The following is a 25,784-nucleotide window of genomic DNA, read 5'->3' as shown; positions in this document are numbered from 1 at the left end:
AGGGCTTTTTTGTTTGTTTGGCCAGAAAGGCCATGCCGGCAGTTGGCAACCGACCGGCTGTCGGCTAACGTGTGAACCCGTGTTCGTATTCGAGGCATCTGCGGCCGTACCGCGGAGAAGCTGCCTCAAGGAGCCAACGTCATGTCCACATCACAGGAAGAGTCGGGCGACGGTCAATCCATGATTCGTATCTTCGATACGACGCTGCGGGACGGCGAGCAGTCCCCCGGAGCGTCTCTGAACACCGCGCAGAAACTGGAAATCGCCCGGGCACTCGAACGGCTGAACGTGGACATCATCGAGGCAGGCTTTCCGATCACCTCGCCGGATGACTTCGAGGCGGTGCAGGCCGTCTCGGGAATTGTCAGAGGCTGCAGCGTGGCCGGGTTGGCCCGCTGTACGGAAAAAGACATTGTCCGCGCCGCCGAGGCGGTGAAGGAAGCGGCCAGACCGCGGATTCACGTGTTCTGCGCCACCTCGGCCATCCACCGGCAATACAAGCTCAAGCGGGCCGAGGCCGAGATCATCAAGCTCAGCGTCGAGGGGGTTAAGTTGGCCAAGAGCTTTGTCGAAGACGTGGAATTCTCACCGGAGGATGCCTCTCGTACCGAGTTGCCGTTCCTGGCGGAAGTGGTTGAAGCGACGATCGAGGCCGGAGCGACAACCGTGAACATCCCCGACACGGTCGGCTACTCCACGCCCGATCACTTCACGAACATCATCGAGTACCTGATGACCCACGTGAAGAGCATCAAGAAGGCCGTCATCAGCGTGCACTGCCATAACGACCTGGGGCTGGCGGTGGCCAATTCGTTGGCGGCGGTGAAAGCCGGAGCCCGCCAGGTAGAGTGCACCATCAACGGCCTGGGCGAGCGGGCGGGCAACGCCTCGCTGGAAGAGGTGGTTATGGCCATCAAGACCCGAGCCGACGTGTACAAGGCGCGAACGCGGATCAATACGAAGATGATCTATCCGACCTCGCGTCTGGTCGCCTCGCTCACCGGCATCCACGTCCAGCGCAACAAGGCGATCGTGGGGCAAAACGCGTTCGCTCATGAGGCCGGCATCCACCAGCACGGCGTGCTGGCACATCGCGAGACCTACGAAATCATGAACCCGCAGGACGTGGGGATTCCCGAGTCCAAGCTGGTGTTGGGCAAGCACTCGGGCCGGCACGCCCTCCGCGACCGGCTGCTGCAACTGGGGATCGAACTGGACGACAAGCAGCTCGATATGGTCTTTGAGCAGTTCAAGACGCTGGCCGATCGGAAGAAGGAGGTCTTCGACGAAGACATCGAAGCGATCGTCGGCCAGTTGTTCGAGGAAGCCGAGGCCATGCGCACCTGGGAGTTGGTCAGCCTCCAGACGATGGGCGGGACGGGCGTCACTCCGACGGCCACGGTGCAATTGAGGAGCCTGGCCGACGACAAGACATACCTGGACGCGGCGACCGGCGACGGACCGATCGATGCCGCTTTCTCCTGCATCACGCGCCTGACCGGCGTCGAGGCCAAACTCCAGGAGTTCGACTTGCGAGCCGTGACCGGCGGCAAGGAGGCTCAGGGCGAGGCCAATCTGGAGTTGGTGTGCAACGGCAAGACTTATCGCGGCCGTGGGCGGTCGACGGATATCATCGAGGCGAGCGTTCTGGCCTTTGTGAATGCGATCAATCGGGCGGTCGCGGGTCGCAGAAAAAGCGGCGCCTCACCCGAGAAATGAGCGGAGGAAGTCGTCAGTGGTCAGTGATCAGTCTTCAGTTGAAAAGATGATCCGGGAGATCTGACTGAGAACTGACAACTGATCACCGATGACTGATTACCATGACCTCTCTCTGTGTCCCACTGACCGCCGACAATTGCCAGGCCATGGCGGAGCAGATCGCGCAGGCAACGCGCCTCGGCGCGGACATGGTTGAGCTGCGTCTGGATCACCTGCGGGAACCCAGCCTCGATGCGGTGCGGGCACTGATGGACCGGGCGGGGCATTTCTCGGTGGATGTGCTCATGACATGCCGTCTGGCCGAGGAAGGCGGCAACTTCACCGGCAGCGAGGAGCAACGTGTCAGGCTGTTCGAAGCGGCGGCCCTGGTCGGCGGTGACTACATCGATGTTGAGTTGGCCGCGTGGCGACGGTCGGCCCTGTTGCGGGACCGGGTCGACGCGCTTCGGCTGGGGCGAGACCCGTCCCGGCCGTTGAAGCTGATTCTCTCGCGCCACGATTTCGAGAAGACTCCGCCGGACCTGTTGAACATCCTGGAAGACATGGCTCGCGAGCCGTGCGACGTGGTCAAGCTAGCTACAAAGGCTGAGAGTATCGTTGACTCACTGCGTGTGCTGGATGCGCTGCGTGAGTCGGCCGGCAAACGACCGACGATCGCGCTGGCCATGGGCGAAGCCGGCATCCCAACGCGTGTTCTGGCCCGCAAGCTCGGCGCGATGCTGACCTTTGCCTCGCTGGAGGCGGGCAAGGAATCGGCACCCGGCCAGGTTACGGCGGCGGACATGCTCGGCCTGTACCGGTGGAACTCGATCGGTCCGGCGACGGCGGTCTACGGCGTGATCGGCTGTCCGGTGGGGCACTCGATGAGTCCGGCGATCTTCAATGCTGCTTTCACCGCGGCGGGCTGTGACGCGGTCTACCTGCCGCTACGTATTGAGCCGCCGTATGAAGACTTCGCCGCCTTCATTGACGGGTGCCTGTCGCGGCCATGGCTGAATCTGAGCGGGTGCAGTGTGACGATTCCTCACAAGGAGAACCTGCTGCGGTACGTGGCCGAGCACGGCGGGACCGTCGAACCGCTGGCCAAGCGAATCGGCGCGGCCAACACGCTGCACGTCCAGACCGGTGAACCGTCGCTCGGTGCCTGCAATACCGATTATCGTGGCGCGATGGACGCCCTGTGTGCAGGCATCTGCTGTACGCGCGAGGAGTTGGGTCGACTCTCGGTTGCCGTTCTCGGGGCCGGTGGTGTCAGCCGGGCCATCGTGGCCGGTTTGCGCGACTGCGGCTGCCGGGTAACGATTTACAATCGCACCTTCGAGCGGGCCAGGACGCTGGCCGCCGAGTTCGGGGCCGAGGCACGGCCGTTGAACCAAGCGGCCGATCATGAGGCCGATATCATCATCAACGGGACGAGTATCGGCATGTGGCCGAATGTGGATGACACCCCCCTGCCCGCCGACGCCTTACTCGGAAAGCCGGTCGTCTTCGATACCATCTATAATCCGATCGAAACCCGCCTGTTGAGAGAAGCCCGCCTGCGAGGTTGTCGAACCGTCGACGGGGTATCGATGTTCGTCAACCAAGCTGCCGCCCAGTTCGAGCGCTGGATCGGCCGGCCGGCGCCCGTCGACATTCTGCGCGACGTTCTGCTGCGGCGTCTCGGGCGCTGAGCCGAATCCCGACGCCGCAATCACTCGTATACCGGAGACAAGATGATGGAGACCGATGACAAGCAGCGTTTTGCCCATATGGCCGAGGACTATGACCAGGTAGCCCCCTTCCTGGTGCCGATGTACGATTTCATACAGCAGGAGATGATTCGATTAGCCGACTTGGCCGCAATGCCAAGGCCGCGAATTGTCGACCTGGGTGCCGGCGGCGGCCGATTTCTGGAGAGGGTGCTGGCGGTCTGCCCGCAGGCCACCTGCTACTGGGTGGATTCATCCGAGAGTTTCCTCGCCGTCGCGAGGCGGCGTCTGGCAAGATTCGGCGAGCAGATCAACTACATTCTCTCGCCTATGGAAGGTGACTGGACGCGGCAGATCGACCATCCCGTGAATTGCGTATTCTCCATGTCCGCCATCCATCATCTGGAGCGGCACGAAAAGAAAGCCCTTTATGCTCGCTGCTTTGGACTGTTGGCCGAGGGGGGCTGGTTTATCAACGGCGACGAAATGAAGACACTCGACGAAAACGCCTATCGGTCCAGCCTCGATTTCTGGGTGCGCCACGTCCAAGGCCGGGCCGATCACATCCCACCTGCATTGGTCGAGAATGCTCGGCGATGGTGCGGGCATTTCGACGGCTGGAAGCGGCGCAACATCGAACGCATCGACCAGCCGAAAACCAAAGGTGATGACCTGCACGAGCCTTTCATCGATCAGATGCGGTGGCTGAAGGACACCGGTTTCGCGGGAGTTGACATCTTCGTCAAGTACCACCTGTGGTGCGTGATCGGGGGCAGAAAGCCGATCCAAGCTTGACCGGAGGCATCTTGCGGAGAACAATTCAATAGCGGGAGGTTTGGGCCATGTGGCCTTTCGGCTGGTGGAGACGGTTCCGGCGCCGCATCAAGTTGCTGCAGGCCTCCGGAGCGTCGATTGACCTTGCGGAACTGAAGGAGCTCGCAGAGTCAAGCCCCACCAAGAAGTACGTCAACCTCCTGTTGTTGGAGATGGCGAAGGGCAGTATCGACGAACTCACTTTGAGCAGATCGATGCCCTTACCACGATCGAAACTCGATCCGAACGCGCCGATACCAACCTTTGAATCGATGGTGAACAGGCTCAAAGTCATGGCCGCACTCGACCCGGTCATCTACCAGCACCCGAAAGAGGGACGAATCGAGTTGACTATCGGCTCGGATCCGCTCGTTGTTCACGTGCGTTTCGTGGATACCGCCCCGGAGCGTTCCGTCCACCTACGGCTGGAGTGGCTCGATGAGCCCCCACCACCTGCGAGGCTCAGATAACCTCATCACCCGCTCTCATCTGGACACCGCCCCGCAGATCGCGGATAATCTTGTTCTTTCCTGGCATGGCCGGTCCGGTCCGTTGTTGTGGACCATCTTGTTGATCCATGAAAGCCGGGAGATGACTGTCTGTGGGCGCAGAACCTGCGAATTGAGGAACAGAAAATGGCACTCCAAGTCAAGAAAGTCGTGCTTGCCTATTCCGGCGGGCTGGACACCAGCGTGATTCTGCCGTGGATCAAGGAAACGTACAACTGCGAGGTCATCGCCTTTGCGGCCGAGCTGGGCCAGGGCGACGAGCTTAAGAACCTCCGCAAGAAGGCCCTCGACAGCGGAGCCAGCGAGTATGTCGAGCGCGATCTGCGCGAGGAGTTCGTCAAGGACTTCCTTTGGCCGATGCTAAGGAGTGGAGCAGTCTACGAGGGCAAGTATCTGCTGGGCACCTCCATCGCACGGCCGCTGATCGCCAAGGAGCAGGTCAAGGTGGCCCACGAGTATGGTGCCGACGCCGTGGCTCACGGGGCAACCGGCAAGGGGAATGACCAGGTGCGTTTCGAGCTGACCTACATGGCGCTTGACCCGTCGCTCAAGGTGATCGCCCCCTGGAAGGACCCGCGTTTCGAGCTGCGCAGCCGTGAGGCGGCCGTCGCCTATGCCGAGGCCCGCGGCATTCCCATCGAGCAATCCAAGAAGAAGATCTACTCTCGCGATCGCAATTTCTGGCACATCTCGCACGAGGGAGCCGAGCTGGAGGGCACTTGGGCCGAGCCGCAGGATCGCATGCTGGTCCTGAGCGTGCCGATCGAAAAGGCCCCGAACACGCCGGCTTATGTCGAAGTCAATTTCGAGCAGGGCACGCCGGTGGGTTTGAACGGTAAGCGGATGGACGGGATCTCGATCCTCACCAGACTCAACGAGCTGGGCGGCAAGCACGGCGTCGGCCAGGTCGACCTGGTGGAAAACCGGCTGGTCGGCATGAAATCGCGGGGCGTGTATGAGACTCCCGGCGGAACGATTCTGTATGAGGCCCGCAGGGCTTTGGAAGGCATCTGCCTGGACCGCGAGACGCTGCATTACAAGGAGATCGTGTCGCACCGGTATGCTGAACTGGTCTACTACGGTCAGTGGTACAGTCCGCTGAGACACGCCCTCGACGCTTTCTTCACGCAGGTCAACAAGCCGCTGACCGGCACCGCCCGGATCAAGCTCTACAAGGGCAACTGCCGTGCGGTTGGAACCAAGAGCCCCCGTTCGCTGTTCATCCCGGCGCTGGCCAGCTTCACCATGGGCGCCGAGTATGACTCGACCGACGCCATCGGCTTCATTCGCCTGTTCGGCCTGCCGATGAAAGTCAACGGCATCGTCCGGCGTCAAGCGGCCCGCGCCAGCAGAGCCCGCGCCGCTCGGAAGAAAAAGTAAGCATTCTAAACAGGACGGGCCAACTGGAAACCGGCCTGCCATCCGGAGGCCGGACCGCCCTGACGTATTGGGTTGCGGGCGCGTGGCATCGCGTGCCGCCATCGAACCGACAGGACCGCCGATGAGAACCGTGCTTCGCCCGGACAATCCGTTCGGTCCCGGCCGTCACGGCTTTGCATGGGAGCACGTGCCATCCGGCAGGCGGTGCCACCTGGATTTCGGCTGCGGGAGCGGGCGTTTTCTGGAAACGCTCAGGGACAAGGGCTTTCAGCGGCTGATCGGGATTGACGCCTCGCGGGAAGCGATCGAGGCCGGACGCCGCGAGCGGCCCGGATTGGAACTCATCCACCGCAGGGAACCGCTCCCATTGCCGTTCGCAGACCGGGAGATCGATTCCATCAGCCTTCTCGACGTGCTTGAGCACGTGGTGAATCAGAAAGGCCTGCTTGCGGAGCTCCATCGCGTGCTCAAGGATGACGGAGTACTGATCGTCACGGTGCCGGGCCTCCATGTCTTTTCCTGTTTGGACCTGGGCAATCTCAAGTTTCGTTTTCCGCGGCTGCACCGATGGTTCTACCGTCTGCGACATTCTCAGGAAGATTATGAACATCGTTACGCGGCCAACCCGGACGGACTGATAGGCGACATCTCGGCCGAAAAACGATGGCATGAGCACTTTTCTCGCGAGGACCTGGCCGGGTTGCTGTCCGGTGCCGGCTTCGAGGTGAGCCTGTTTGACGGCAGCGGTTTTTTCATGCGACTTCTGGCACCATTCCATCATCTCACGCGTCCGGTCGGTCCCGTGAACCGCATGTTTCAGAAGCTCCAGCGGGGCGATCACCTGCGATACGAATCGGCCAACCTGTTCTGTGTCGCCCGCAAACGACCGGTAACGGGTTGACAGCCCCCTATTGACTGGCCCGGCCCGAAACAGAACAATGTCCATCTGCGGGCGATTAGCTCAATTGGCTAGAGCGCGTCCCTTACAAGGACGAGGTCACTGGTTCGAGTCCAGTATCGCCCAATGGCGAGAAGCTAACGACCCTCACCTTCTGATTTCCTGCCGTCAAGAACGTCGGGCGGCGGAACCGGAAGAAATTATGTTCTAAAGAAGTCTTTATAGATTTCTATGCCGCATCATGCGCCTTTCTCCTCAGACGCCATCAAACGGCCCGGAGAGGCGACAAGACCGGCGGCGGACGTCGGGACACACGCCGTCGCTGATCGACGGCAACCCTGCACACAAAGAACAGGTATTGGGGGGCGCAATAGGTGGCGCGCGAAAACCGCCCGTATCACCGGCCGACTTGGCGACGCTCGCCGACCGAAAAGATCTCGAGACTGCCGGAGCCGAGCCGCGGTCCGTGCGACAGCGCCGGCGATTGTTCGTTATTCCCTTGGGCAAAAAGACTTACGTTTACTGGAGGCGATGGGATTCGGACCCACGACCTTCGCATTGCGAACGCGACGCTCTCCCAACTGAGCTACGCCCCCATCTGGACCCTTGAGTTTATCGGCCGGGCATCTGAATGACAATAGCGCGGCCGGAATGGCAAGAATCGCGGCTGGTCTGCCGACCTATGGCGAAGACATGCCAGGCGGTTTGACTGTCGCCAGGGAAACTCACAAGATAAAGAGCTGTGAGTTTCTTAAGGAGCCTTAGCTGTGAAAGCACCATGGATCACTTACCGGCCGGAACTGAAGGTCCTTGACTGCACCATTCGTGACGGGGGCCTCATCAACGACCATCAGTGGGATGAAAAGTTCGTCAAAGCCGTTTACCAGACCTGCGTTGAAGCGGGTATCGACTACATGGAAATCGGCTACAAGGCGTCGAAGAAGCTCTTTGCCCGTGACAAGTTCGGCGATTGGAAGTTCTGTGACGAGGACGATTTGCGCCGAGTAGTCGGCGATAACGAGACCGACGTGAAACTGGCCGTCATGGCCGATGCGGACAAGTGCGACTACAAGGAGGACATCCTCCCAAAGGACGAAAGCGTGATCGACGTGGTGCGCGTCGCTACGTACGTCCACCAGATTCCCACGGCCGTGGCCATGATCAATGACGCATACGACAAGGGCTATGAGGTTACCTGTAACCTGATGGCCGTGTCGACGGTGCAGGAACCCGATCTGGACCAGGCACTCGAGGTGCTGGCCGCGTCACCGGCTTCCACAATCGTGGTTGTTGACAGTTTTGGCAGCCTTTATGCCGAGCAAATTGAGATTTTGGTTAAGAAGTATAAGTCTTACCTGAATGGAACCGGCAAGGAAGTCGGCATTCACGCCCACAACAACCAGCAGTTGGCGTTCGCCAACACCATAGAGGCGATCATCCATGGGGCGAACCGGATCGACGCGACGATGGGCGGTCTCGGTCGAGGGGCGGGCAACTGCCCGATGGAACTGCTGATCGGTTTCCTTCGGAACCCGAAATTCCGGCTCAGACCGATACTCAAGCTGCTGCAGGACCATGTCGAGCCGATGCGCAAGGCGGTGGAGTGGGGCCCCATGGTGCCATACATCATCACCGGGCAACTCAACCAGCATCCAAGGTCGGCGATCAAGATGCTGAGCGGCAACGGCCGCAACAACTTCGTTGAGTTTTACGACACTTGTGTGGCGGACGAGTGAGGTCACCTCTCTGCCGTACCGCGTTTCGACACCCGGCAGGACCGCTCTGAGAAGACGTGCTCGTTCATCCCTTGGATAATCCGGAGTTGCACCCGAGCAAGCGCCGACGGGCACGCGCGGTCATTCTTCTCCGACCGCTATCTCGGCCGAGCGCGAGCGTTTGAGTTGGCTGCGTTTGGCTTTTACCTCCAGGCGCTGGCGGTTGGCCGAGGCCGGAGGCGAGGTCTTGCGCCGGGGCTTGGGGGCGTGGAAAGCAGCACCGAGCAGCTCGATGAAGCGGTTGACGGCGGCCCGGCGGTTGCCGAGTTGTGTCCGCTCTTTGCTGGAAACCACGCGGAGAATGCCATCCTGCCCGATCCGGCTCGCCAAGGCGCGACGGATCTGGGTTCGCTGCGCAACGGTCAATGACATGCTCCGGTCGACATCGAACTCAAGCGTCACCCGGGTGTTGACCTTGTTGACGTTCTGCCCGCCTGGGCCGGGACTCCGGTCAAAGGAGAATCTCAGTTCACATTCGCTGATGCCAACACCACTGCTGATCTGAATCACGATCGCCGCCCTTTCCGTAACCCGCTCATTTATTGCATCACAACTGAAAGAAGCGAGCACACCCATATTATAGGGCAAAACGCTCCCGGACGCCAGAGGTGCGGCCAGAGGCAACATGAACCAGGCTTGCAGCGATGCTTCGTCCGAGCAGTTGCCCCACATTCCCGCGGTCACGCGACATCGCGATTGCTGCTATCCGCTCAGCCATTTATCGCGGTGAGCGGCGACGAAGGCATCATCGTTGAGATGAGGATAGGCGGCGTAAACGCGATCGATCTCCTCAGCCTGGCCCGGAGACAGATCCTCGGCCGGATCGATGCACCATCGCCCTTCAAGCAAACCCTGACGGCGAAGGACCTCGTGGAGGCCGGCAATACAACCGGCAAAGCTGTTGGCCGCATCGAAGAGCGCGGCGTTAGCGTCGGTCACCTCAATGCCCTGTCGCAACCAGTCTGCGATGGTCATTCCGGCATAAGGGCTGCCGGCGGGCTCCGGGTGACCCGCGATCAGGCGTCGAATGGCGTCGAGCTGCTCGACGGCCCGCCGCGTCCACACCGCCCAGTGCCCGAGCAAGCCGCCCACAATCCGCAGCGTCACCTGCCGCCCGCCGTGATTCATTCGGCAGGCGGTCAAGAGATCAGCAATGATGTTGTCGTCGTTGCCCGTGTAAAGGGCCACTTGGTCCGCTCGACCGCTCTCGGCCACGGCCCGAACAACATCGAGCGTCTGGTAGCGATTGAAGGGGGCAATCTTGATCGCGACCAAGTTGTCAATCTCGGCCAAGCGCCGCCAGAAGGCGAAAGGCAGCACGCGTCCGCCGACGGCCGGCTGAAGATAAAAGCCCATGATGGGCAAGACCTCTGCTACGGCCCGGGCGTGCCGGACCATCTCCTCAAGCGAACGATCCTTCATGGCCGAGAGGCTCAACAGGCCGATGTCGTAACCCAGTTCGCGGGCGAGTTGCGCCTCTTCGACGGCCTGGCGGGTCTCGCCGCAGATGCCCGCGATCTTGATGATCGCGGATTTGCCGCCTGTTCGTGTGAAACGGTTCACTTCCTCGCTCGCCAACTCCAACACCGGCCGAAGCAGTCCGATTGAAGGATGCCGGATCGCGAATTGGGTCGTATGAACGCCCACCGCGACACCACCGGCACCGGCCGCCAGATAGTAGCGAGTCAGAGCTCTCTGCCGCCGTTCGTCCAGCGTTCGCTTCGCGTTCAAGGCGAGCGGATGAGCAGGAATCACGCAGCCGCTTCGAATCGCGGCCAGAACCTCGCTTGTTGGCATTGGCAAGGACATCGCATCCTCCGAAGGCCGATCAGCCGCTCGACCTGGACGTTGGTCGGCAGCAGCAGCCCGATGGCCGTTCATTGTTATGGGACGTCGCTGGCGGGGCAAGATTTCCGGCGGACAGCAATACTCAGGCTGACGGTCGACCGATGTTATGGGACGACATGACTACTCCCGAGGATCAACCGGGTCAATTGCCACCCGCCGTAACCACCGGGCCCGACAGTCCCTGGTTCCGACGCGGTCTGCTCTTGTGCTGCTGGCTGGTTGCCGTTGGCCTGGGCGCTATCCACGCCTGGGGCGACCGCCACACCATGAATCCGGACGGCATATCTTACCTTGACCTGGCTGAGGCGGTGCGCGCCGGGCGATGGTCGGATGCCGTCAGCGGGTATTGGAGCCCGGTTTACTCATGTCTGCTGGCCGTCGGCCTGATGTTCAGCGGAGCGAGCCCCTATTGGGAAGCAACCGTTGCTCATGCTGTGAACTTCGCCGTCTATCTCTGTGCGTTGGCCAGTTTTCACTTCCTATGGGTTGCGATTTTGGATCGAGGCCGATCACGTGCCAGAGACGCCGCCGCAGACGCGGGTGAGCAATTGCCTTCATGGGCCTGGTTCGTTCTGGGCTACGCCCTGTTCATCTGGACATCGCTTGACTTGATCACCCTGCGTATCGTCAACCCGGACATGTGCGTTGCAGTCTGTGTATACTTGGCCGCAGGTATCGTCGTTCGTCTTCAAGGCGGGCAAGCGGGCATCGGGTGGTTCGTTGCGCTCGGCCTGGTCCTGAGCATCGGCTATCTGACCAAGGCGATCATGCTGCCGATGGCAGTGGTGTTTGTTATCGTGGCCCTGCTTGCAGCGGGTCAGTTTCGCAGATTGCCGGCCAGGGTGGTCGTCGTGCTGATCTGTTTCGCATTGCCTGCCGGGCCTTATGTTGCGTTCCTGTCCGTCCAGAAGGGGCGTTTGACGTTCGGCGACTCCGGCCGGATCAATTATGCAGCTCACGTCAGCGGCATCTATCCCTGGGACCATTGGCGAGGTCTGCCGCCCGGAACCGGCACGCCTGTTCACCCCTCCCGTCAAATCCTGGACAAGCCGGCCGTCTTTGAGTTCGCCGGCCCGGTGCCGGGGACTTATCCTCTCTGGTACGACCCGTCCTATTGGTATGACGGCGTGAAACCGACCTTCAACCTGTCGCGCCAGGCGAGGGCGCTCTGGCGGAACAAGGACGCTTACTTTGACCTGCTATGCAGACAACAGGGCGCATGGCTTTTTCCGGTTCTGGTGCTTTTCGCCTTCGGTAGTCGTCTTGGGTCGGCATTGCGCGAAATCTCCTCATATTGGCCGTTGCTGCTTCCCGCGCTGGGGGGGCTGGGGATCTACGCCCTCGTTCACGTCGAGCCTCGGTACGTGGCGCCCTTTGTCCTCTTGGGATGGGGAGCACTGTTGCCCGCCGTGCGCTTGCCGGCAGGGAACCTGTCCGGCAGTCTGATCCGAGCCGTTTGCGGCGTATCGCTGCTGGCTTTGCTGCTGACCATTGGCACGGAGGCCTGCCCGGCCATCAGTCGAACTGTCAGCGATCTCAGGCTCCGCACGGACACCGCGCCCCACCCCCAATGGCAGATCGCCCGGCAGCTTGGGGAGATGGGTCTCCGCCCCGGCGACAAAGTGGCCCACATAGGCCAAGCACTCAAGAGCTGGTCTTACTGGGCCAGACTGGCAGGCGTTCAGATCATCTCCGAGCTGCGTCCCGAAGAGAGCTTCTGGCTTTCTGATGACGCGACTCGTGGTCGTGTGATTGAAGCGTTTCGCAGCACAGGGGCCCGTGCGGTCATTGCCCGTCGGCCGACGTCGGACGAACGTCCGTGGGGTCTGCCGATCGATTTCGCACCTGGTTTCCAGCCGGTGGGCAACACCGGCCACCATGTTCTCTTCCTTGTGACTCCGGCAACGCAGACGGCATCAGCACCCGGATGACCGGGCATTATCGGGCGTTGAACCATCTCAACACCCGTTGCGACTCCGATAAGTTCCTTGATCGGACCCTGGTCACTTCCGATATCTCATGAAGTTGTGACTGATCGTCATCTTCAGGGAGTATCGGGACCATGGCAGCGGATGGAGCGCAAGTGCGGCTGGCGGTGATCGGGTGCGGCAGATGGGGACCCAATCACATTCGGGTCTTCTCTGAAAGCGACCGCGCCACCGTGGTGGGCTGTGCCGACATCAGCCAGCAAAGACGGGAAAACATGCTCAAGCGGTTCCCGCAGATTCGCGCCGTCGCCGACTACCACGAGCTGCTGGCCGACGAGTCGATCGATGCCGTGGTCATCGCCACGCCGACCTTCACGCACGCGCAGATCGCCCGAGAAGCCCTGCAGGCCGGCAAGCACGTGCTGGCAGAGAAACCCATCTGCGCCACAACCCGCGAGGCGGCCGGAATAGTCCGGCTGGCCGAGGACACCGGTCTTGTATTCATGGTCGGTCACGTGTTCCTGTTTAACAACGGAATCACCGAGCTTCGCAAGCTGGTCGAATCGGGCGAGCTGGGACGTATTCACTATATGGAGGCAAACCGAACCAATCTCGGTCCGATTCGCGGCGACGTGAACGCCTTGTACGATCTGGCGACACACGATATCAGCATTTTTAACTACCTGATAGGGTGCTCGCCGGTAGAGGTGTCCGCGGTCGGTCGGTGCATCTCGCAGAAGAACATTGAGGACGTCTGCTTCGCGACACTGAAGTATCCCGACGGCACGCTCGGCCACATTCACGTGAGCTGGCTGAATCCGCGGAAGGTGCGAACCATGACCGTGGTCGGCGACAGGCAGATGGCCTATTGGGACGATATCGATCCGGATAACACCCTGAGGCTCTACGACAAGGGCATCGACCAGGAGCCACACTACGACTCCTTCGGCGAGTTTCGCTACTTGCTGCGCAGCGGCGACATGCACGTTCCGGCAATCCGGCAGTCCGAACCATTGGTCAACCAGGCACAGGCCTTCCTCGACTGGGTGCTCGGCGGCAAGCGATCGTTGTCTGATGCCCGCTACGGTCTCGAGGTGGTCGCCGTGCTGGAAGCGGCGACCCGCTCGATGGCCGCGGGCGGGACCATGTGTCGCGTCGAGGCCGAAGTCCCCGAAGCATTGTGCGAGGTGGCCTGATCGGGCACCGCCGGCGGCTTTGCCGGCCTGCGTCTCAGGCAAGGTCGAGCAGGGACAAGCAGGCGGCCCCGAGGGCGTCGTACCGTTTGCATCGCTTTGTTCGCCAGACGAGAGCCAACATGCCAGCGTCATCGGTTTCAGCAGGCCCATTCGTTCACCCGTCGGCCCTTTGTGAGAGCCCGGACGTCGGGGAGGGCACCCGCATCTGGGCCTTCGCCCATGTCCTGAAGGGCGCCGTCGTCGGACGAGACTGCAACATCGGCGATCATGCCTTCATCGAGGGCGGCGCCGTGGTCGGCGATCGCGTGACCATCAAAAACAGCGCACTCATCTGGGACGGCGTGACGATCGAGGACGACGCATTCATCGGGCCAGGCGTGGTGTTCACCAACGATCTCTACCCCCGAAGTCCGCGCATGCCCGGCGCCCGCGCCCGGTACGCCCATCCCGACAACTGGCGAGTGCCGACCCGCGTGTGCCGCGGGGCCTCGATCGGAGCCGGGGCGGTCATTCTCTGCGGCGTCACCATCGGTTCCTTTGCCGCCGTCGGTGCCGGCACCGTGGTTACCCGCAACGTTCCGGACCATCGTCTCGTCGTGGGCAACCCTGCGCGTCCGGCAGGCTGGATGTGCCGGTGCGGAATGCGGCTGGACGAATCATTGTCCTGCCCACGGTGCGCCCGTCGATTCGTTCTGCGCGACGATGGCTTGGAGGAGGCGGATTGACAGGATGTACAAGGGTAAAAAGATCATTGCGATGGCCCCGGCCCACAACGAAGAAGCCAAGATCGGCCAAGTCGTCGCCCGTACCGACCGCAAGCTGGTCGACACCATCCTGGTCATCGATGACGCCTCGACCGACCGCACCGTCGAGGTCGCACGAGAGGGCGGGGCAACGGTCCTATCCACCGGCCACAGGATGGGCGTGGGAGGAGCCCTGCGTATGGGCATCGAGTACGGCCGGCAGACCGGACACGACGTTGCCGTGATCATGGCCGGCAACAACAAGGACAACCCCGCGGAGATCCCTCGGCTGCTTGATCCGATCTGCGATCAGAACATAGACTTCGTTATCGGCTCGCGTTTCCTTGTCGGCGGAGCCTACGGGGGCGACATGCCCGGCTACCGCAAGCTGGCGACACGGCTGCACCCCTGGTTGCTCAGCCTGCTTGTGGGCAAGAAGCTGACCGAGAGCACGAACGGATTCAGAGCTTTTCGCCTCTCGCTGCTTGACGACCGGCGGATCAACCTCAATCAGTCTTGGCTCGACGGTTACGGATTGGAGGTCTACCTTCTATTCAAGACCATCAAGCTCGGGTACCGGCACGCGGAAGTGCCGTGCACGAAGATCTACCCGCCCAGGCGACTGGGCTACACCAAGATGAAACCCGTCGTCGGCTGGTGGAGCATCCTCCGGCCCCTGTTTCTGCTGGGACTGGGCGTCAAACAGTAATCAACAAAACAAGTATTCGGTCAAGCGGGCGCCCGTAAGAGGCAATGAATGCGGTTCGGAGCCTCCCGGGGCAGCGATGATTGAACAAGATTCGATGCGCCGCGACCGACAGGCTGCGTTGCCTCACGCGCGTTCTTCGGCCCTTGGCGCCGCTTGCCTTCGGCGACCTTTGCCGGCGTCGGGCAAGCTTCCGCGTCGCTTCAACGCCGAATCGGTGCCGCCGTGTGCGACAAGCCGGTATCGCGCCATGCGTTCGCGCGACGGATCAACGACTGAGCGTGTGTATCAAACCACACCCTGGTCGATCATCGCATCGGCAACCTTGACGAAGCCGGCGATGTTGGCCCCCATGACGTAGTTGGTGGGCTCGCCGTACTCGGCGGCGGTCTTGGAGACGGCTTTGTGTATGGCGATCATGATGTCGTGGAGACGACGATCGACTTCCTCCCGCGTCCAGTTGGTGTGCTGGGCGTTCTGCGACATTTCCAGGCCGGAAGTGGCCACGCCGCCGGCGTTGGCGGCCTTGCCGGGGCCATACAGGATCTTGTTGGTCAGGAAGACCTCGATGCCTTCCGGTTCGGTCGGCATGTTGGCTCCTTCGCAGACCAGCTTACAACCGTTCTTCACCAGCGTCTTGGCATCTTCGCCGCTGATTTCATTCTGCGTGGCCGACGGGAAGGCACAATCGCACTTGACGCCCCACGGCCGGACGCCGTCCTTGTATTCGACCCCCTTGAATTTCTCGGCGTATTCGCGAATGCGCCCGCGTCGAACGTTTTTCAGTTCCATGACCCAGGCGAGCTTCTCGGCGTCGATGCCGGCCGGATCGTAGATGGTGCCGTTGGAGTCCGATAAAGTCACGCATTTGCCGCCGAGCTGGTTGACCTTCTCGACCGTGTATTGGGCGACGTTGCCTGAGCCGGACACGGCACAGATTTTCCCACGCATCGAGTCGTTTCTCGTGGCAAGCATCTCTTCGGCGAAATAGACCGCGCCATAGCCGGTCGCCTCGGGTCGGATCAACGAACCGCCCCAATTCAGGGCCTTGCCGGTCAGCACTCCGGTGAACTCGTTGCGGATGCGCTTGTATTGGCCGAAGAGATAGCCGATCTCGCGGCCCCCGACGCCGATGTCACCGGCGGGAACGTCCGTGTGCGGGCCGATGTGCCTGCACAACTCGGTCATGAACGACTGGCAGAACCGCATGACCTCGTTGTCGGACTTGCCCTTCGGATCGAAGTCCGAGCCGCCCTTGCCGCCGCCCATCGGAAGTGTAGTCAGCGAGTTCTTCAGGATCTGCTCAAAGGCCAGGAACTTCAGAATGCCCAGGTAAACCGTCGGATGGAACCGCAGGCCCCCCTTATAGGGCCCGATTGCGCTGTTGAACTCGATGCGATAGCCGCGGTTGACCTGAATGTTGCCCTTATCGTCCAGCCACGGTACGCGGAATATGATCACCCGTTCGGGTTCACAGAATCGTTCAAGAATCCGGTGTTTCTCGTACTTGGGATGACGGTCAAAGACCGGCTGCAACGACTCGAGAACCTCCCTGACCGCCTGATGAAACTCGGGCTCGCCAGGATTTCGTTTGATGACTGTTTCCAGCACGTTCTGAACGTAGGACATGCGTCCTGCTCTCCTTCTGTTGCATACTGCGTCCGGCGCAGTTGCCTAACGGATTCCCCGCGAATCCGGCAAGCGGGAACGTTCCCGTCGGCCTTTCGCGAGCACAAACCCTTTTGTGGCCGGGTGTGCAGAGGCCGCCGCCTTGGCGTCAATAGGCGATTGGAGAAAGTCTAACATTCCCGTACTATTATGGAAACGGTTCGCGGCTAATACTTGACATTAGATTGGCTAATGATATCATTGAGTGGATGAATCTCGACACGCTGCGCGTCTTCTGTGATGTTGTCCGCTGCCGGAGTTTCTCCCGCGGTTCAGCCTTGAACCACATTTCCCAGTCGGCCGCCAGCCAGGCCGTCCACCAGATTGAGCGACGCCTGGGGATGCCGCTGATCGATCGCACCAAACGCCCTTTCATCCTTACCCCGGAAGGCCAAGTGTACTACGACGGCGTCCGCCAGGTGCTGGACCGATATGACGCGGTGGAATCTCAGGTTCGCTCCCTGCGCAATGAAGTGGCCGGGCAAGTGCGCGTGGCGGCCATTTACTCGGTCGGCTTGCACGACATGAGTCAGGCCATGCAGACCTTTATGCGGCAATACCCCAAGGCCAAGGTTCGCCTCGAGTTCCTGCATCCCAACAAAGTTTATGATGCAGTGTTGAACGAGCAGGTGGATCTGGGCATCGTTTCCTACCCCGCGGCGATACGCGGCCTGACGGTCATTCCCCTGCGAACGGAGAACATGGCCCTGGTCTGCAGCCCGAACCACCGTCTGGCGAACATGAAACGGGTGACCATCACCCAGCTTCGGGGCGAGAACTTCATCGGCTTCGACCGCGAGCTGATCATTCGTCGCGAGCTTGATCGTTATCTTCGCGAGAACCAAGTCCTGGTCAACATGGTGATGGAGTTCGACAATATCGAGACCATCAAACAGGCTGTCGAAATCGGGGCCGGGGTCAGCATTTTGCCGGAGCCGACGATCAGAAAAGAGATTCAGACGGGCTCATTGGTGGCCGTTCCGCTGGCCAGTCAGAAGATTCGCCGGCCAATCGGCATTATCCATCGCCAGCGAAAGATCTTCACGCCCGCGATTGTCAGGCTGATTGAGCTGCTCAAGTCGATGAAATCAGAGACGTCGGAGCCAAGGCGGGTATAGTGCCCCGTCACCGCACGCGCTACTGTCCCGAGAATGGGCGCGGCGGGCAAGAAAATGCCCTGCGGCGGCGCAGGGCATGTTAACATCTGAAAAAGGCAGTGGAATTCATCGCTTTCCGACATTCTGGTCAGCGACGCCGCAGCAGCACGGCACCCAAAGCCAACAGCAGTATCGACGCCGGCTCGGGTGTCGGCGTTTCCTTAAGCGTGAAGACCGTATACGGCTCGCTCGTCTTCGAGACTACGCGGATCACCAGATTGCCGTCCGTGGGCCCGTCGCCCGGGAACCATACGCTGTTGTTCGGCACGACGGCATCGGTACCACCGGGACCGAGGCCAAAGCCATCGACGCTAAAGCTTTTGTTGTCTGCCGAGAAGACCTGGTGGTCCAACGGCGACGTGGTGAAGAAGAAACCGGGGCCATGCTCGAACCAAGCGTCACCCTTATCCAGCAAGTCGAAATGGAAATCAGTCCAGTCGACGCCGGTGGTATTGGTGATAATCTCATCCTGAATAACGATACGGGTGATCGTCGATGGGCCGGTCTGCATGAACGTGATCGGGATCGAGGGGAATTGACCAAACTCATCGGGGCCCTGAGTGAATTGGGCTGACTTCTGGATGAAGATGATGCTTGCCGTCGGCGGCGACGCGGGAGGAATCCAGATGTCCACCAAACCATCCAAGCCATCGTCCCAAACGGCCTGCCATCCCGTATTGTCCAGCACCACCAAGCCCGCGTTAGCGGACGACACGACCAAGAGAGTCACCGCGGCTGCTGCTGAGAACATACCTTTCATAGTTGCCTCCTGCCTTTCCTTTTCTGATGCGTGTGGGACGATCTTTGAATGGGCCGGCTCGTCGGACACGCATCCTCGCAAGCGCGACTTCGTACAGATGTGCAGTGCGCGCCTGCTCGCGTTTTCCCGTTTCTCTGAACTGACACGATGAGGGCTACACCGTCGATGTGCAGCTCTCCCCCTCTCTCCTTATATAGTAGCCTAGCCGGTCACTGTTGGCGTGTCAAGGTTTTTTTGTTTTCTTGGCGATTTTTTCTTAGTTGCCATTCCCCGGATCAGCCCGTCTGAAGACATGAGCCAACCAGCCTGCCAGGCAAGTGAAAACACAAAAGCAAGAGAATCACCCTAAGACTTTTCAGCAACGAGGTTTACGTCAATTTGGAACCATTGGCAGCGCTGCTAGCATTGGACAACTTATCGGGGCCCATTGCCCACCGTCCGGGCCTCTGGAGTGAGGAATGTGGGCCAAAACCCACAGGCAAATCCGACTCCCGCAACGGCTGGTGCAAAAAAAGGGGGGAAGGACGCCCCAGAAAAAGCGTGCCCCGCCACGGGGGCGGGGCACTGATCTTCAGGCTCAAATGGAGCAGGAATGCGCTCACCGGCGTCGCAACATCATGGCACCAAGAACAAGCAGCAAGAGGGAGGCCGGCTCAGGCGTTGGCGTCTCCTTCAGCGTGAAAAGGGTGTAGGGTGCGGCCGGCTTGGAAGTGACGTGGATCACGAGTTCGCCGCCATCGACCCCGATTCCCGGCTGCCACACGCTTCCGTTGTACACGACTCCATTAGTAGCGAAACCATCGACCGAGAAGTTCATATCATCCCTGGCCCAAGACTGGTTATCCAGCGGCGAGGTTTTGAAGAACCAGCCTGGATCATGAATGAACCACGCCTCTCCATGGTCTATCAGATCCCAATGGAAATCAGTCCAATTGGCACCCGTCGAGTTCTTGATGGTCTCGTCGAGTATCACGATCTTGGTAATGGTCGATGGGCCGATCTGCCAGAAAGTAATAGGAATCGTGGGAAAATTACCGAACTCGTCAGGACCTTGAATGAACTCGACCGTCTTGTGAATGTAGACGGCGTCTGCGTCCTCCCCCTCAACCGTGATATTAAGATACGGGTTGAGTCCGCTGTCCCAGACGACCTGCCACCCCGAGCTGCCCAGAGGTATGCTGGTCGCATTCGCAAACGACGCTGCCACGAACACGAACGCCACCGCTGCCAGAAAGCTCCTTTTCATACTTTCCTCCTATCTTTTTCCGCCTCGCTCGACATGGGCATCAGATATGAGGGTGTTTGATCCCCATCATCGCGCGTCTCGTACCGCGCGTCTTCCACACAACAGAGCCGATGAGAATATGAACCTCGATACTTGTGCCCCTTTCGCTCACCTCGACACTGGACGCTTGACGTGAAGCGATTCTCTCGCTCACATTATGGATACTACCGGATAGCCCTCCTCAAAGCAAGAGTTTTTCCTGGATTTCCGCGACAGTTAATCTGGGCTGTTTCGGTCCCCTCGGCAAACCCGCAGGCCGTGTCAACGGAGATGCTGACGATTATGTATAAAATAAATTTATTCCACGCAAGGCATAAGAGAGGCTTGCGGCAGAACCCGGGCCTCATCGCGGCCGGGGGCGGAACTCAGGTTGGTCGTCCGTCGGGATCCTGGCCGGTGAGCGACCCGACGCTGACCGGGAAAGCCAGGCTCGCCAAGGCCATTCTTTGCGGCTGGGTTGTCGGCGGCTCGGCAGGTTGAGGGTGGCTCTTTGCCTGGGGTCTGCTTGTTCGTTCCGACCTGCCTTGGCTAAGCTGCACTCGGCATGACTACAAGTTCGGGTCAAAGATCGCAGATTCGAGTGAACCTCCTCATCGGCTGTACGGCCAGCGGCAAAGGCCGCATCGGTCTGGAGCTAGCTCGGCGTCTGGGCGGCGAGATCGTCTCGGTGGACTCCATGAAGATTTACCGCCGCATGGACATCGGCACAGCCAAACCTTCTGAGGCAGCCCGACGTGAGATTCGACACCACTTGATCGATGTGGTTGAGCCCAGCGAGCCGTACAGTCTGGCTCGGTACATCGAGGGCGCAGACCGGGCTATTGACGACATCGCGGGTAGGGGCAAACCGGTCCTGGCAGTGGGTGGAACGATGCTGTATGTCCGGGGACTTACGGCCGGGGTTTTCGCAGGGCCCGGGGCCGACCTCGAGTTCAGACGGGCTTTTCGCGAGCGGGCTGCCCGCGAGGGGACGTGCGCTCTGCACGCTGAATTGGCCCGGGTGGATCCCAAAGCGGCCGCACGAATTCACGTCAACGACCTCCGTCGAATCGAGCGAGCCCTGGAGGTCTATCACCTCACCGGCTCTCCGATCAGCGAATTACAGCAACAATGGGACCGGCCCATGGGCCGCTATGACTGCCGTATCGCCGCCCTTCGTCGCCCTAAGGAGCAGGCGAACCGCCGCATCAACGCTCGAGTTCATCGGATGATCGAGGCGGGGCTCGTGGACGAGGTCAAGCGGCTGCTGGCCGAGCCCGGTGGAATCGGACACCAGGCTGCGCAAGCCGTCGGCTATGCCGAGATCATCGCTTATTTGCGAGGCCGCTGGAATCTGGCCGATGCCGTCGAGCGGATCAAGATCAACTCCCGGCATCTGGCCAAGCATCAACGAACCTGGATGCGCCGGATACCCGGTATCAGGTGGGTGGATTTGACTGAGGATGATACGGTCGAAGAGGTAGCCGACCGCGTGCTGGAGGCATGGAGCCAACCCGCCGCCTGACAACCAGAAGCTCGGACGGCTCTTCATCTCCCGTCGTGCTACCAAGCTCGAAGAACTTTGCCGGTGATTCCCATTGGATCACCGACCACGACCACCGCCACCGCCGCCAGATCGCTCGGCCTTGGGTTGGGCCTCGTTGACCTTCAGCTTGCGACCGTCGACCTCCTTGCCGTTGAGTGCCTCGATGGCCGCTTGGGCAGCGGTGTTGTCGGCCATCTCGACGAAGCCAAAACCGCGAGGTCGGCCCGTATGGCGGTCGCTGATCAGGCTGACCCGGTCCACTTGCCCGTAAGCGGCAAACAACTCACGTACTGCCTCCTCCGTGGTCTTGAAGCTGAGATTGCCGACATAGATGTTCATGGTGGAGCAACTCCTCACCTTGGCTTCTGAACCTGCCGCCCGGACGCTCGGTGGGCAAAAACGCATGGTTCAGTGACAACACCATTTGGTAGCACGATTACGAATACTCTGATTGCGGCTGGGATGCAAGAGACGAAAGGCAACGATGTAGCCAGACCTTCGATCTCCACCGACGCAGCGGGACTCCGTGCCGACGTCCTGGAGCCCGCCCGCAAGCGGTTCCCGAATCTCGGCGGGCCCCGCCGGCGAGATCGGTGCTCGCGGCTCCGAAACTGATATCTTCAGGGGCGGCAGCCCGGAGCATAGCGCCTCTGTCAACGAAAACTAGACGTAACTGATAACAATGTTACTGAAGAAAGCGGCCAGCTCCGCAAAAAGTCCGCCAAGAGCCCCGAAGAGGCTCTCCAGGAACAGGGTAATGGCATCGAGCAGACCGGTGAAATCGAAAGTGATCTCCGTCATGGATCGTTCTCCTATGATCCTTTGCAGACCGGTATCGGGTTTTGCGCGATCAACAATGCAAGAGTCCGTTCGCGCCTCCAAGGGTCCCAAGAGGCTCGTCCCTGGCGTCAATCGCCGATCTTGCCCCTTCTTAATATCGTCAGGCTCCAGCCTGCTTCTTGACAGGGCCCCGGTTACGGGCCTGTGATAGTTTGGACGGGGAGACGCTATGGCTTTTTCAGAACCGCGACCGTGAGGGAGCGGCCCCCATGTGGTATTGGCCGCTCTGCGGCTTGGCCCCTCGCTTGCGCTCGGGGTTCTGAAAGAGCCGCCCAAGGCGGACCGCCTTTTTGCGGGCTGCGAGCCAAGCGCTCTGCGATCGAGAAACATGCGCGCAAAATGCGCACCCGTTGCGACGGAAGGGACTAAACCGTCATGGACCCCTCGGTCACAGCCGGCCTCATGTAGGGCCCGGTGTGACGAAGGTGGGGGCAGGGCAAGAGGTGCGCGGTCCTTTGGGCAACAAGCTGGTCGGCGGCCTGCGGGTATCACAGCATGCCGGTGCGTTTGGCGTAAGCGAAGACACCGCCGGCCTCGACGATGGGGGCGATCTCGCCGAGTGGATTGAGCGCCCGGGGGGTGCCAGACCTGCATTCGATCAGCACATTTTCCTTCAACCGGATCTCGACCTCGTCGCCGGTGCGGACCGTGTGGGTCACGCCTTCGGCGAATTCCAGCGGAATGAGGTAACCGCCGTTGACCGAATTGCGGAAGAAGATTCGGGCGTAGAACGGGGCGACGACCGCTTGGACTCCGGCCTCGGCCAAGGCCAGCGGGGCGTGCTCGCGGGAGCTGCCGCAGCCGAAGTTCTTGCCGCCGATGACGATGGTGAACCGGCTGCGGGTGTTGTTCGGGTCGGACTGATCCACGAAGGGAACATGGCCCTGGGGCAGACCGGCCTGAGCGTCGGGCACGCCGCAGAGGGCAAACCGCCCGAACTGCTTTCGCTCCTCCGGAATGGCGGGGTTGTACATCAGGTAGTGCGCCGGAATGATCTGGTCGGTGTCGATGTTATCACCGAGCACATAGGCCTTGCCCTTGATGACGTCTTGCATGGTATGCCTCAGCAGAAGCTGTCAGCTATTGGCTTTCGGCTTTCAGCCATTCGCCCTCAGCAAATCGGTTGCCTGCTATTGGCCGGTGGCCTCAGCCAAACGGCCGACCGTATCATGAGACGGCCCATTATAGCCGAGCGCGAGAGGCAGGAAAGCGAATGCTCGGGAACCGGTGCAAACGGCTGCGAGATGGAATCAGCAGGCCGTCCGGCGCTTCACAGGCCCCTGATCCACTCGAGAAACAGTCTTGACGACTCCACCGAGTCGGCCTTGCCAAGGCCTTCGAGGTACTCGACGACATAGTAGCCCCTGTAACCGTGGGCTTCGAGCTTGCGGACAATGGCCGTGAAGTCAATGGGTCCCTCGCCCCATCTCATCTGGATGTCTTCCCGCTTCATTCCGCCGGCGCGGAAGCCGGTGTTCATCACGTACGGGTACAGGCTGTCGAAGCACTTGCCCTGATTCGGGCCGGCGTAGTAGTGGCTCGGGTCGAGGGTGAGTCCCAGGCCGGGAACCTCCCTGCAGATCTTCTCGGCGTCGGCAGGGTACTCGGTGAGCTGGCCGGTGTGAGTCTCGAGGGTGAGCTTGATGCCGTGATCGGCGGCGATCTTGTGGATCACCTTGAGTTTGGCGACCTGGTCGGCCCAATCACTCTTGGCCGACGGGGCCATGATATTGATCAGCGGGGCCCTGAGCCGGACGGCCAGCTTGACCACGGCCGTGAATCGCGTCTTGTACTCATCGAACGGCTTGGTCTCGATGGCGTCGAAGGTCAGGTTCGAGACCTTCAGCTTGTTGTCGGCCAGAGTCTTCTCCACTCGCGCGGCCTCGGTGTCAAAGTCCTTCACCAGCGCGTCCACGTTCACGTGCGGTGTCCACGAAAGGCACATGACGTCGGCGTACTTGAAGCCCAGGTCCGCGACGGTCTTGAGAGCCGGTTCCAGCGGCTGCTTGGCCTTGACCAGCGTCGAACACGATGCCCGCTCGAAGGGTGTCGGCTTTGCCGCCTGGCACCCGAGGGCCAGCGACAGCGACCATGCGGCAATGGAAGCGGTGATAGGCGATCGATAGTGCATGTGTGACCTCCTGCAAGTTGTTGGTTCTGTCTTGCTGAGTCTGCAGGCCATGCTAATCGCGGGCTTGCTGATCGTCCAGAACACCGCTTGCGCGCGGCGTCTGCGCGTGTCGCCGAGAACCTGGGTCGGGGACTACCGATTCATTCAGCGCACTGTGGGCTCACCGGAATGTCCGGGCCGCTGAGGCAGCCAAGGAAGAGTTGAGTATCGTCTCCGTCGACGTCGCCGTCGTCATCGATAAGGGCAGCGAGACACTCCGGGTTACTCTGGATGGCGCCGGCGCCGCTCAGGCAGGCCTGGAAGCGGCCGAAGTCCGCCTGGTCAACGTCGCCGTCGAGAGCACCCTGATGCTCCATGAGCTTGGCTTCTTGATGACTAACCTTCATACCCCAGTCCCTGCCGGTCTCTTGCACGCCGGTGACCTTGGTCCTCGCCCATGTAAAACCGCACCCCGTTTGTCGTATAATAGTCATATTGAAGCAGCCGCCGAGTTCGGGCAATGGGATTAATCAGACCCGGCATTGACGGCTGTGCCTGAGCGAACGGAGAGACGAGATGACCATTGTCAATGGACATTTTGACGGTCAGCGAGTCGTTCTTGACGAACCCGTGCCATCGGGTGTCAGTGCCAATACGCCCGTGAAGGTGGTGTTCGACAGCGAGGGGGCGGATGACGTCCTGGCGGAGATTGCCCGTCTTGGACGCCCCGGTGGACTGCCTCCCGATTTCGCCGAGCAGCACGAACACTACGTTAAGGGAACACCCCGGCGGTGAAAACCACATTCCTCGATACCTCGTACCTGCTTGCGCTCGTATTGGCGGATGATGCTCTTCATGAGCGAGCACTGGCTTGGCAGAAGCAGGTAACCGGACAACTGTTGACCACTGAGTATGCTCTCCTGGAATTTGTGGATCCTCTGAGTGAACCAAGAGTGCGGATGCCGGCTGTGCCCGATTCGAGCCGGTGACGGCGGCGCAGTTGGATCGCGGCTATGTCCTGTTGCTGCCGGGCGTGGCCAAAAAGCCGTCGTCGATGGCGGGCATTGCCGGCGGACTCAGGGACGCGGGAATTGACCAGGCCATCGAGCGGGATCTGCGGGGCTCCCGGCCGTTCGGCGGACTCGAGAACGTGCAGTTGCTCGAACGGAATCGAGAATGGGCCGACGAGGGCGTCGGCCCTACTTGCGGGTCCGCTGGTCCCAGATTCCTATC

Annotated in this window: 26 protein-coding genes and 2 tRNA genes; 17 read left to right on the top strand and 11 right to left on the bottom strand. The window is 60.7% G+C overall.

All coding sequences use genetic code 11. The annotated features are described in order from the left end of the window. Nucleotides 1-141: 141 nt before the first annotated feature. The 7 genes from PLL20_07285 to PLL20_07255 all read left to right on the top strand — a co-directional run bounded on the left by PLL20_07285 (nt 142) and on the right by PLL20_07255 (nt 7,136). The gene (locus PLL20_07285; GenBank protein HPD29780.1) at nt 142-1,719 is read left to right on the top strand and encodes a 2-isopropylmalate synthase; all 1,578 of its coding nucleotides are present in this window, start codon (nt 142-144) and stop codon (nt 1,717-1,719) included. 101 nt (nt 1,720-1,820) lie between these two features. Then, entirely contained in the window at nt 1,821-3,392 is a 1,572-nt protein-coding gene (aroE, locus tag PLL20_07280; GenBank protein ID HPD29779.1) for a shikimate dehydrogenase, read from the top strand. A 42-nt stretch (nt 3,393-3,434) separates the two neighbouring features. After that, a complete protein-coding gene (locus PLL20_07275) occupies nt 3,435-4,205 on the top strand; it encodes a class I SAM-dependent methyltransferase (GenBank protein ID HPD29778.1) in 771 nt (256 codons plus the stop codon). Nucleotides 4,206-4,252: 47 nt separating this feature from the next. Next, nucleotides 4,253-4,693, top strand: a complete 441-nt coding sequence (locus tag PLL20_07270) for a hypothetical protein (protein ID HPD29777.1) — start codon at nt 4,253-4,255, stop codon at nt 4,691-4,693. Nucleotides 4,694-4,858: 165 nt separating this feature from the next. Further along, on the top strand, nt 4,859-6,112 hold the full coding sequence (locus tag PLL20_07265; protein HPD29776.1) for an argininosuccinate synthase: 1,254 nt from the start codon (nt 4,859-4,861) through the stop codon (nt 6,110-6,112). Between the two features lie 121 nt (nt 6,113-6,233). Further along, nucleotides 6,234-7,013 (top strand): class I SAM-dependent methyltransferase, encoded by a 780-nt coding sequence (locus PLL20_07260; protein ID HPD29775.1) that lies wholly within the window; start codon nt 6,234-6,236, stop codon nt 7,011-7,013. A gap of 49 nt (nt 7,014-7,062) precedes the next feature. Next, nucleotides 7,063-7,136, top strand: a tRNA-Val gene (locus PLL20_07255). A 397-nt stretch (nt 7,137-7,533) separates the two neighbouring features. Here PLL20_07255 and PLL20_07250 read toward each other — a convergent pair. After that, nucleotides 7,534-7,606: transfer RNA gene (locus tag PLL20_07250), tRNA-Ala, on the bottom strand. A 171-nt stretch (nt 7,607-7,777) separates the two neighbouring features. On the opposite strand from PLL20_07250, the gene PLL20_07245 reads away from it, so the two are divergent. Beyond that, entirely contained in the window at nt 7,778-8,746 is a 969-nt protein-coding gene (locus PLL20_07245) for an aldolase catalytic domain-containing protein (protein ID HPD29774.1), read from the top strand. Between the two features lie 120 nt (nt 8,747-8,866). Here the strand turns inward: PLL20_07245 and arfB are convergent, their stop codons facing one another. Together arfB and PLL20_07235 are read right to left on the bottom strand one after the other, a co-directional pair. Then, nucleotides 8,867-9,469: an alternative ribosome rescue aminoacyl-tRNA hydrolase ArfB gene (gene arfB / locus PLL20_07240; protein HPD29773.1), complete on the bottom strand. Its 603-nt coding sequence runs from the start codon at nt 9,467-9,469 to the stop codon at nt 8,867-8,869. Between the two features lie 18 nt (nt 9,470-9,487). Next, the gene (locus PLL20_07235; protein ID HPD29772.1) at nt 9,488-10,594 is read right to left on the bottom strand and encodes a dihydrodipicolinate synthase family protein; all 1,107 of its coding nucleotides are present in this window, start codon (nt 10,592-10,594) and stop codon (nt 9,488-9,490) included. Between the two features lie 155 nt (nt 10,595-10,749). Here PLL20_07235 and PLL20_07230 point away from each other — a divergent pair, with 155 nt between their 5' ends. The 4 genes from PLL20_07230 to PLL20_07215 all read left to right on the top strand — a co-directional run bounded on the left by PLL20_07230 (nt 10,750) and on the right by PLL20_07215 (nt 15,209). Next, the gene (locus PLL20_07230) at nt 10,750-12,564 is read left to right on the top strand and encodes a hypothetical protein (protein HPD29771.1); all 1,815 of its coding nucleotides are present in this window, start codon (nt 10,750-10,752) and stop codon (nt 12,562-12,564) included. 131 nt (nt 12,565-12,695) lie between these two features. After that, nucleotides 12,696-13,757, top strand: a complete 1,062-nt coding sequence (locus tag PLL20_07225; GenBank protein ID HPD29770.1) for a Gfo/Idh/MocA family oxidoreductase — start codon at nt 12,696-12,698, stop codon at nt 13,755-13,757. A 119-nt stretch (nt 13,758-13,876) separates the two neighbouring features. Further along, nucleotides 13,877-14,482 carry an acyltransferase gene (locus PLL20_07220; GenBank protein HPD29769.1) on the top strand — a complete coding sequence of 202 codons (606 nt, stop codon included), beginning with the start codon at nt 13,877-13,879 and terminating at the stop codon, nt 14,480-14,482. A 4-nt stretch (nt 14,483-14,486) separates the two neighbouring features. After that, nucleotides 14,487-15,209 carry a glycosyltransferase family 2 protein gene (locus PLL20_07215; GenBank protein HPD29768.1) on the top strand — a complete coding sequence of 241 codons (723 nt, stop codon included), beginning with the start codon at nt 14,487-14,489 and terminating at the stop codon, nt 15,207-15,209. Nucleotides 15,210-15,494: 285 nt separating this feature from the next. On the opposite strand, the gene gdhA is transcribed toward PLL20_07215, so the two are convergent. Further along, complete coding sequence (gdhA, locus tag PLL20_07210) at nt 15,495-16,835, bottom strand: NADP-specific glutamate dehydrogenase (protein HPD29767.1); 1,341 nt, start codon at nt 16,833-16,835, stop codon at nt 15,495-15,497. 224 nt (nt 16,836-17,059) lie between these two features. Here gdhA and PLL20_07205 point away from each other — a divergent pair, with 224 nt between their 5' ends. Beyond that, nucleotides 17,060-17,992, top strand: coding sequence for a LysR family transcriptional regulator (locus PLL20_07205; GenBank protein ID HPD29766.1), 933 nt, complete (start codon nt 17,060-17,062; stop codon nt 17,990-17,992). A 127-nt stretch (nt 17,993-18,119) separates the two neighbouring features. On the opposite strand, the gene PLL20_07200 is transcribed toward PLL20_07205, so the two are convergent. Together PLL20_07200 and PLL20_07195 are read right to left on the bottom strand one after the other, a co-directional pair. Continuing rightward, on the bottom strand, nt 18,120-18,791 hold the full coding sequence (locus tag PLL20_07200; protein ID HPD29765.1) for a PEP-CTERM sorting domain-containing protein: 672 nt from the start codon (nt 18,789-18,791) through the stop codon (nt 18,120-18,122). 598 nt (nt 18,792-19,389) lie between these two features. Then, nucleotides 19,390-20,037 (bottom strand): PEP-CTERM sorting domain-containing protein, encoded by a 648-nt coding sequence (locus PLL20_07195; GenBank protein HPD29764.1) that lies wholly within the window; start codon nt 20,035-20,037, stop codon nt 19,390-19,392. Between the two features lie 619 nt (nt 20,038-20,656). On the opposite strand from PLL20_07195, the gene miaA reads away from it, so the two are divergent. Further along, complete coding sequence (gene miaA, locus PLL20_07190) at nt 20,657-21,580, top strand: tRNA (adenosine(37)-N6)-dimethylallyltransferase MiaA (GenBank protein HPD29763.1); 924 nt, start codon at nt 20,657-20,659, stop codon at nt 21,578-21,580. 78 nt (nt 21,581-21,658) lie between these two features. Here the strand turns inward: miaA and PLL20_07185 are convergent, their stop codons facing one another. From PLL20_07185 to PLL20_07165, 5 genes are all read right to left on the bottom strand, one after another. Beyond that, nucleotides 21,659-21,940: an RNA-binding protein gene (locus tag PLL20_07185; protein ID HPD29762.1), complete on the bottom strand. Its 282-nt coding sequence runs from the start codon at nt 21,938-21,940 to the stop codon at nt 21,659-21,661. A 324-nt stretch (nt 21,941-22,264) separates the two neighbouring features. After that, nucleotides 22,265-22,402: a hypothetical protein gene (locus tag PLL20_07180; GenBank protein ID HPD29761.1), complete on the bottom strand. Its 138-nt coding sequence runs from the start codon at nt 22,400-22,402 to the stop codon at nt 22,265-22,267. Nucleotides 22,403-22,929: 527 nt separating this feature from the next. After that, nucleotides 22,930-23,496 (bottom strand): 3-isopropylmalate dehydratase, encoded by a 567-nt coding sequence (locus tag PLL20_07175; protein HPD29760.1) that lies wholly within the window; start codon nt 23,494-23,496, stop codon nt 22,930-22,932. Nucleotides 23,497-23,711: 215 nt separating this feature from the next. Further along, entirely contained in the window at nt 23,712-24,572 is an 861-nt protein-coding gene (locus PLL20_07170; GenBank protein ID HPD29759.1) for a sugar phosphate isomerase/epimerase, read from the bottom strand. Between the two features lie 140 nt (nt 24,573-24,712). Then, entirely contained in the window at nt 24,713-24,958 is a 246-nt protein-coding gene (locus tag PLL20_07165) for a hypothetical protein (protein HPD29758.1), read from the bottom strand. A 169-nt stretch (nt 24,959-25,127) separates the two neighbouring features. Here PLL20_07165 and PLL20_07160 point away from each other — a divergent pair, with 169 nt between their 5' ends. The 3 genes from PLL20_07160 to PLL20_07150 form a co-directional block, all read left to right on the top strand. Next, the gene (locus tag PLL20_07160; GenBank protein HPD29757.1) at nt 25,128-25,346 is read left to right on the top strand and encodes a hypothetical protein; all 219 of its coding nucleotides are present in this window, start codon (nt 25,128-25,130) and stop codon (nt 25,344-25,346) included. Further along, nucleotides 25,343-25,540, top strand: a complete 198-nt coding sequence (locus tag PLL20_07155; GenBank protein HPD29756.1) for a hypothetical protein — start codon at nt 25,343-25,345, stop codon at nt 25,538-25,540. The genes PLL20_07160 and PLL20_07155 overlap by 4 nt, the downstream gene beginning before the upstream one ends. Further along, nucleotides 25,537-25,784 (top strand): hypothetical protein (locus PLL20_07150; protein HPD29755.1); only part of this gene is annotated, 248 nt, incomplete at its 3' end. The genes PLL20_07155 and PLL20_07150, both read left to right, overlap by 4 nt.

Source organism: Phycisphaerae bacterium (assembly GCA_035384605.1).
GTDB lineage: Bacteria > Planctomycetota > Phycisphaerae > UBA1845 > PWPN01 > JAUCQB01.
Note: the sequence above shows the minus strand (reverse complement) of the source record. Positions and strands in the feature narration are given on the sequence as shown.

What these genes read in the sequence shown, in the direction of transcription:
- PLL20_07285 (HPD29780.1), top strand. Translation starts at nt 142, where the DNA reads ATGTCCACATCACAGGAAGAGTCGGGCGACGGTCAATCCATGATTCGT.
- aroE (HPD29779.1), top strand. Translation starts at nt 1,821, where the DNA reads ATGACCTCTCTCTGTGTCCCACTGACCGCCGACAATTGCCAGGCCATG.
- PLL20_07275 (HPD29778.1), top strand. Translation starts at nt 3,435, where the DNA reads ATGATGGAGACCGATGACAAGCAGCGTTTTGCCCATATGGCCGAGGAC.
- PLL20_07270 (HPD29777.1), top strand. Translation starts at nt 4,253, where the DNA reads ATGTGGCCTTTCGGCTGGTGGAGACGGTTCCGGCGCCGCATCAAGTTG.
- PLL20_07265 (HPD29776.1), top strand. Translation starts at nt 4,859, where the DNA reads ATGGCACTCCAAGTCAAGAAAGTCGTGCTTGCCTATTCCGGCGGGCTG.
- PLL20_07260 (HPD29775.1), top strand. Translation starts at nt 6,234, where the DNA reads ATGAGAACCGTGCTTCGCCCGGACAATCCGTTCGGTCCCGGCCGTCAC.
- PLL20_07235 (HPD29772.1), bottom strand. Translation starts at nt 10,594, where the DNA reads ATGTCCTTGCCAATGCCAACAAGCGAGGTTCTGGCCGCGATTCGAAGC.
- PLL20_07230 (HPD29771.1), top strand. Translation starts at nt 10,750, where the DNA reads ATGACTACTCCCGAGGATCAACCGGGTCAATTGCCACCCGCCGTAACC.
- PLL20_07225 (HPD29770.1), top strand. Translation starts at nt 12,696, where the DNA reads ATGGCAGCGGATGGAGCGCAAGTGCGGCTGGCGGTGATCGGGTGCGGC.
- PLL20_07220 (HPD29769.1), top strand. Translation starts at nt 13,877, where the DNA reads ATGCCAGCGTCATCGGTTTCAGCAGGCCCATTCGTTCACCCGTCGGCC.
- PLL20_07215 (HPD29768.1), top strand. Translation starts at nt 14,487, where the DNA reads ATGTACAAGGGTAAAAAGATCATTGCGATGGCCCCGGCCCACAACGAA.
- gdhA (HPD29767.1), bottom strand. Translation starts at nt 16,835, where the DNA reads ATGTCCTACGTTCAGAACGTGCTGGAAACAGTCATCAAACGAAATCCT.
- PLL20_07200 (HPD29765.1), bottom strand. Translation starts at nt 18,791, where the DNA reads ATGAAAGGTATGTTCTCAGCAGCAGCCGCGGTGACTCTCTTGGTCGTG.
- PLL20_07195 (HPD29764.1), bottom strand. Translation starts at nt 20,037, where the DNA reads ATGAAAAGGAGCTTTCTGGCAGCGGTGGCGTTCGTGTTCGTGGCAGCG.
- PLL20_07185 (HPD29762.1), bottom strand. Translation starts at nt 21,940, where the DNA reads ATGAACATCTATGTCGGCAATCTCAGCTTCAAGACCACGGAGGAGGCA.
- PLL20_07180 (HPD29761.1), bottom strand. Translation starts at nt 22,402, where the DNA reads ATGACGGAGATCACTTTCGATTTCACCGGTCTGCTCGATGCCATTACC.
- PLL20_07175 (HPD29760.1), bottom strand. Translation starts at nt 23,496, where the DNA reads ATGCAAGACGTCATCAAGGGCAAGGCCTATGTGCTCGGTGATAACATC.
- PLL20_07170 (HPD29759.1), bottom strand. Translation starts at nt 24,572, where the DNA reads ATGCACTATCGATCGCCTATCACCGCTTCCATTGCCGCATGGTCGCTG.
- PLL20_07165 (HPD29758.1), bottom strand. Translation starts at nt 24,958, where the DNA reads ATGAAGGTTAGTCATCAAGAAGCCAAGCTCATGGAGCATCAGGGTGCT.
- PLL20_07160 (HPD29757.1), top strand. Translation starts at nt 25,128, where the DNA reads ATGACCATTGTCAATGGACATTTTGACGGTCAGCGAGTCGTTCTTGAC.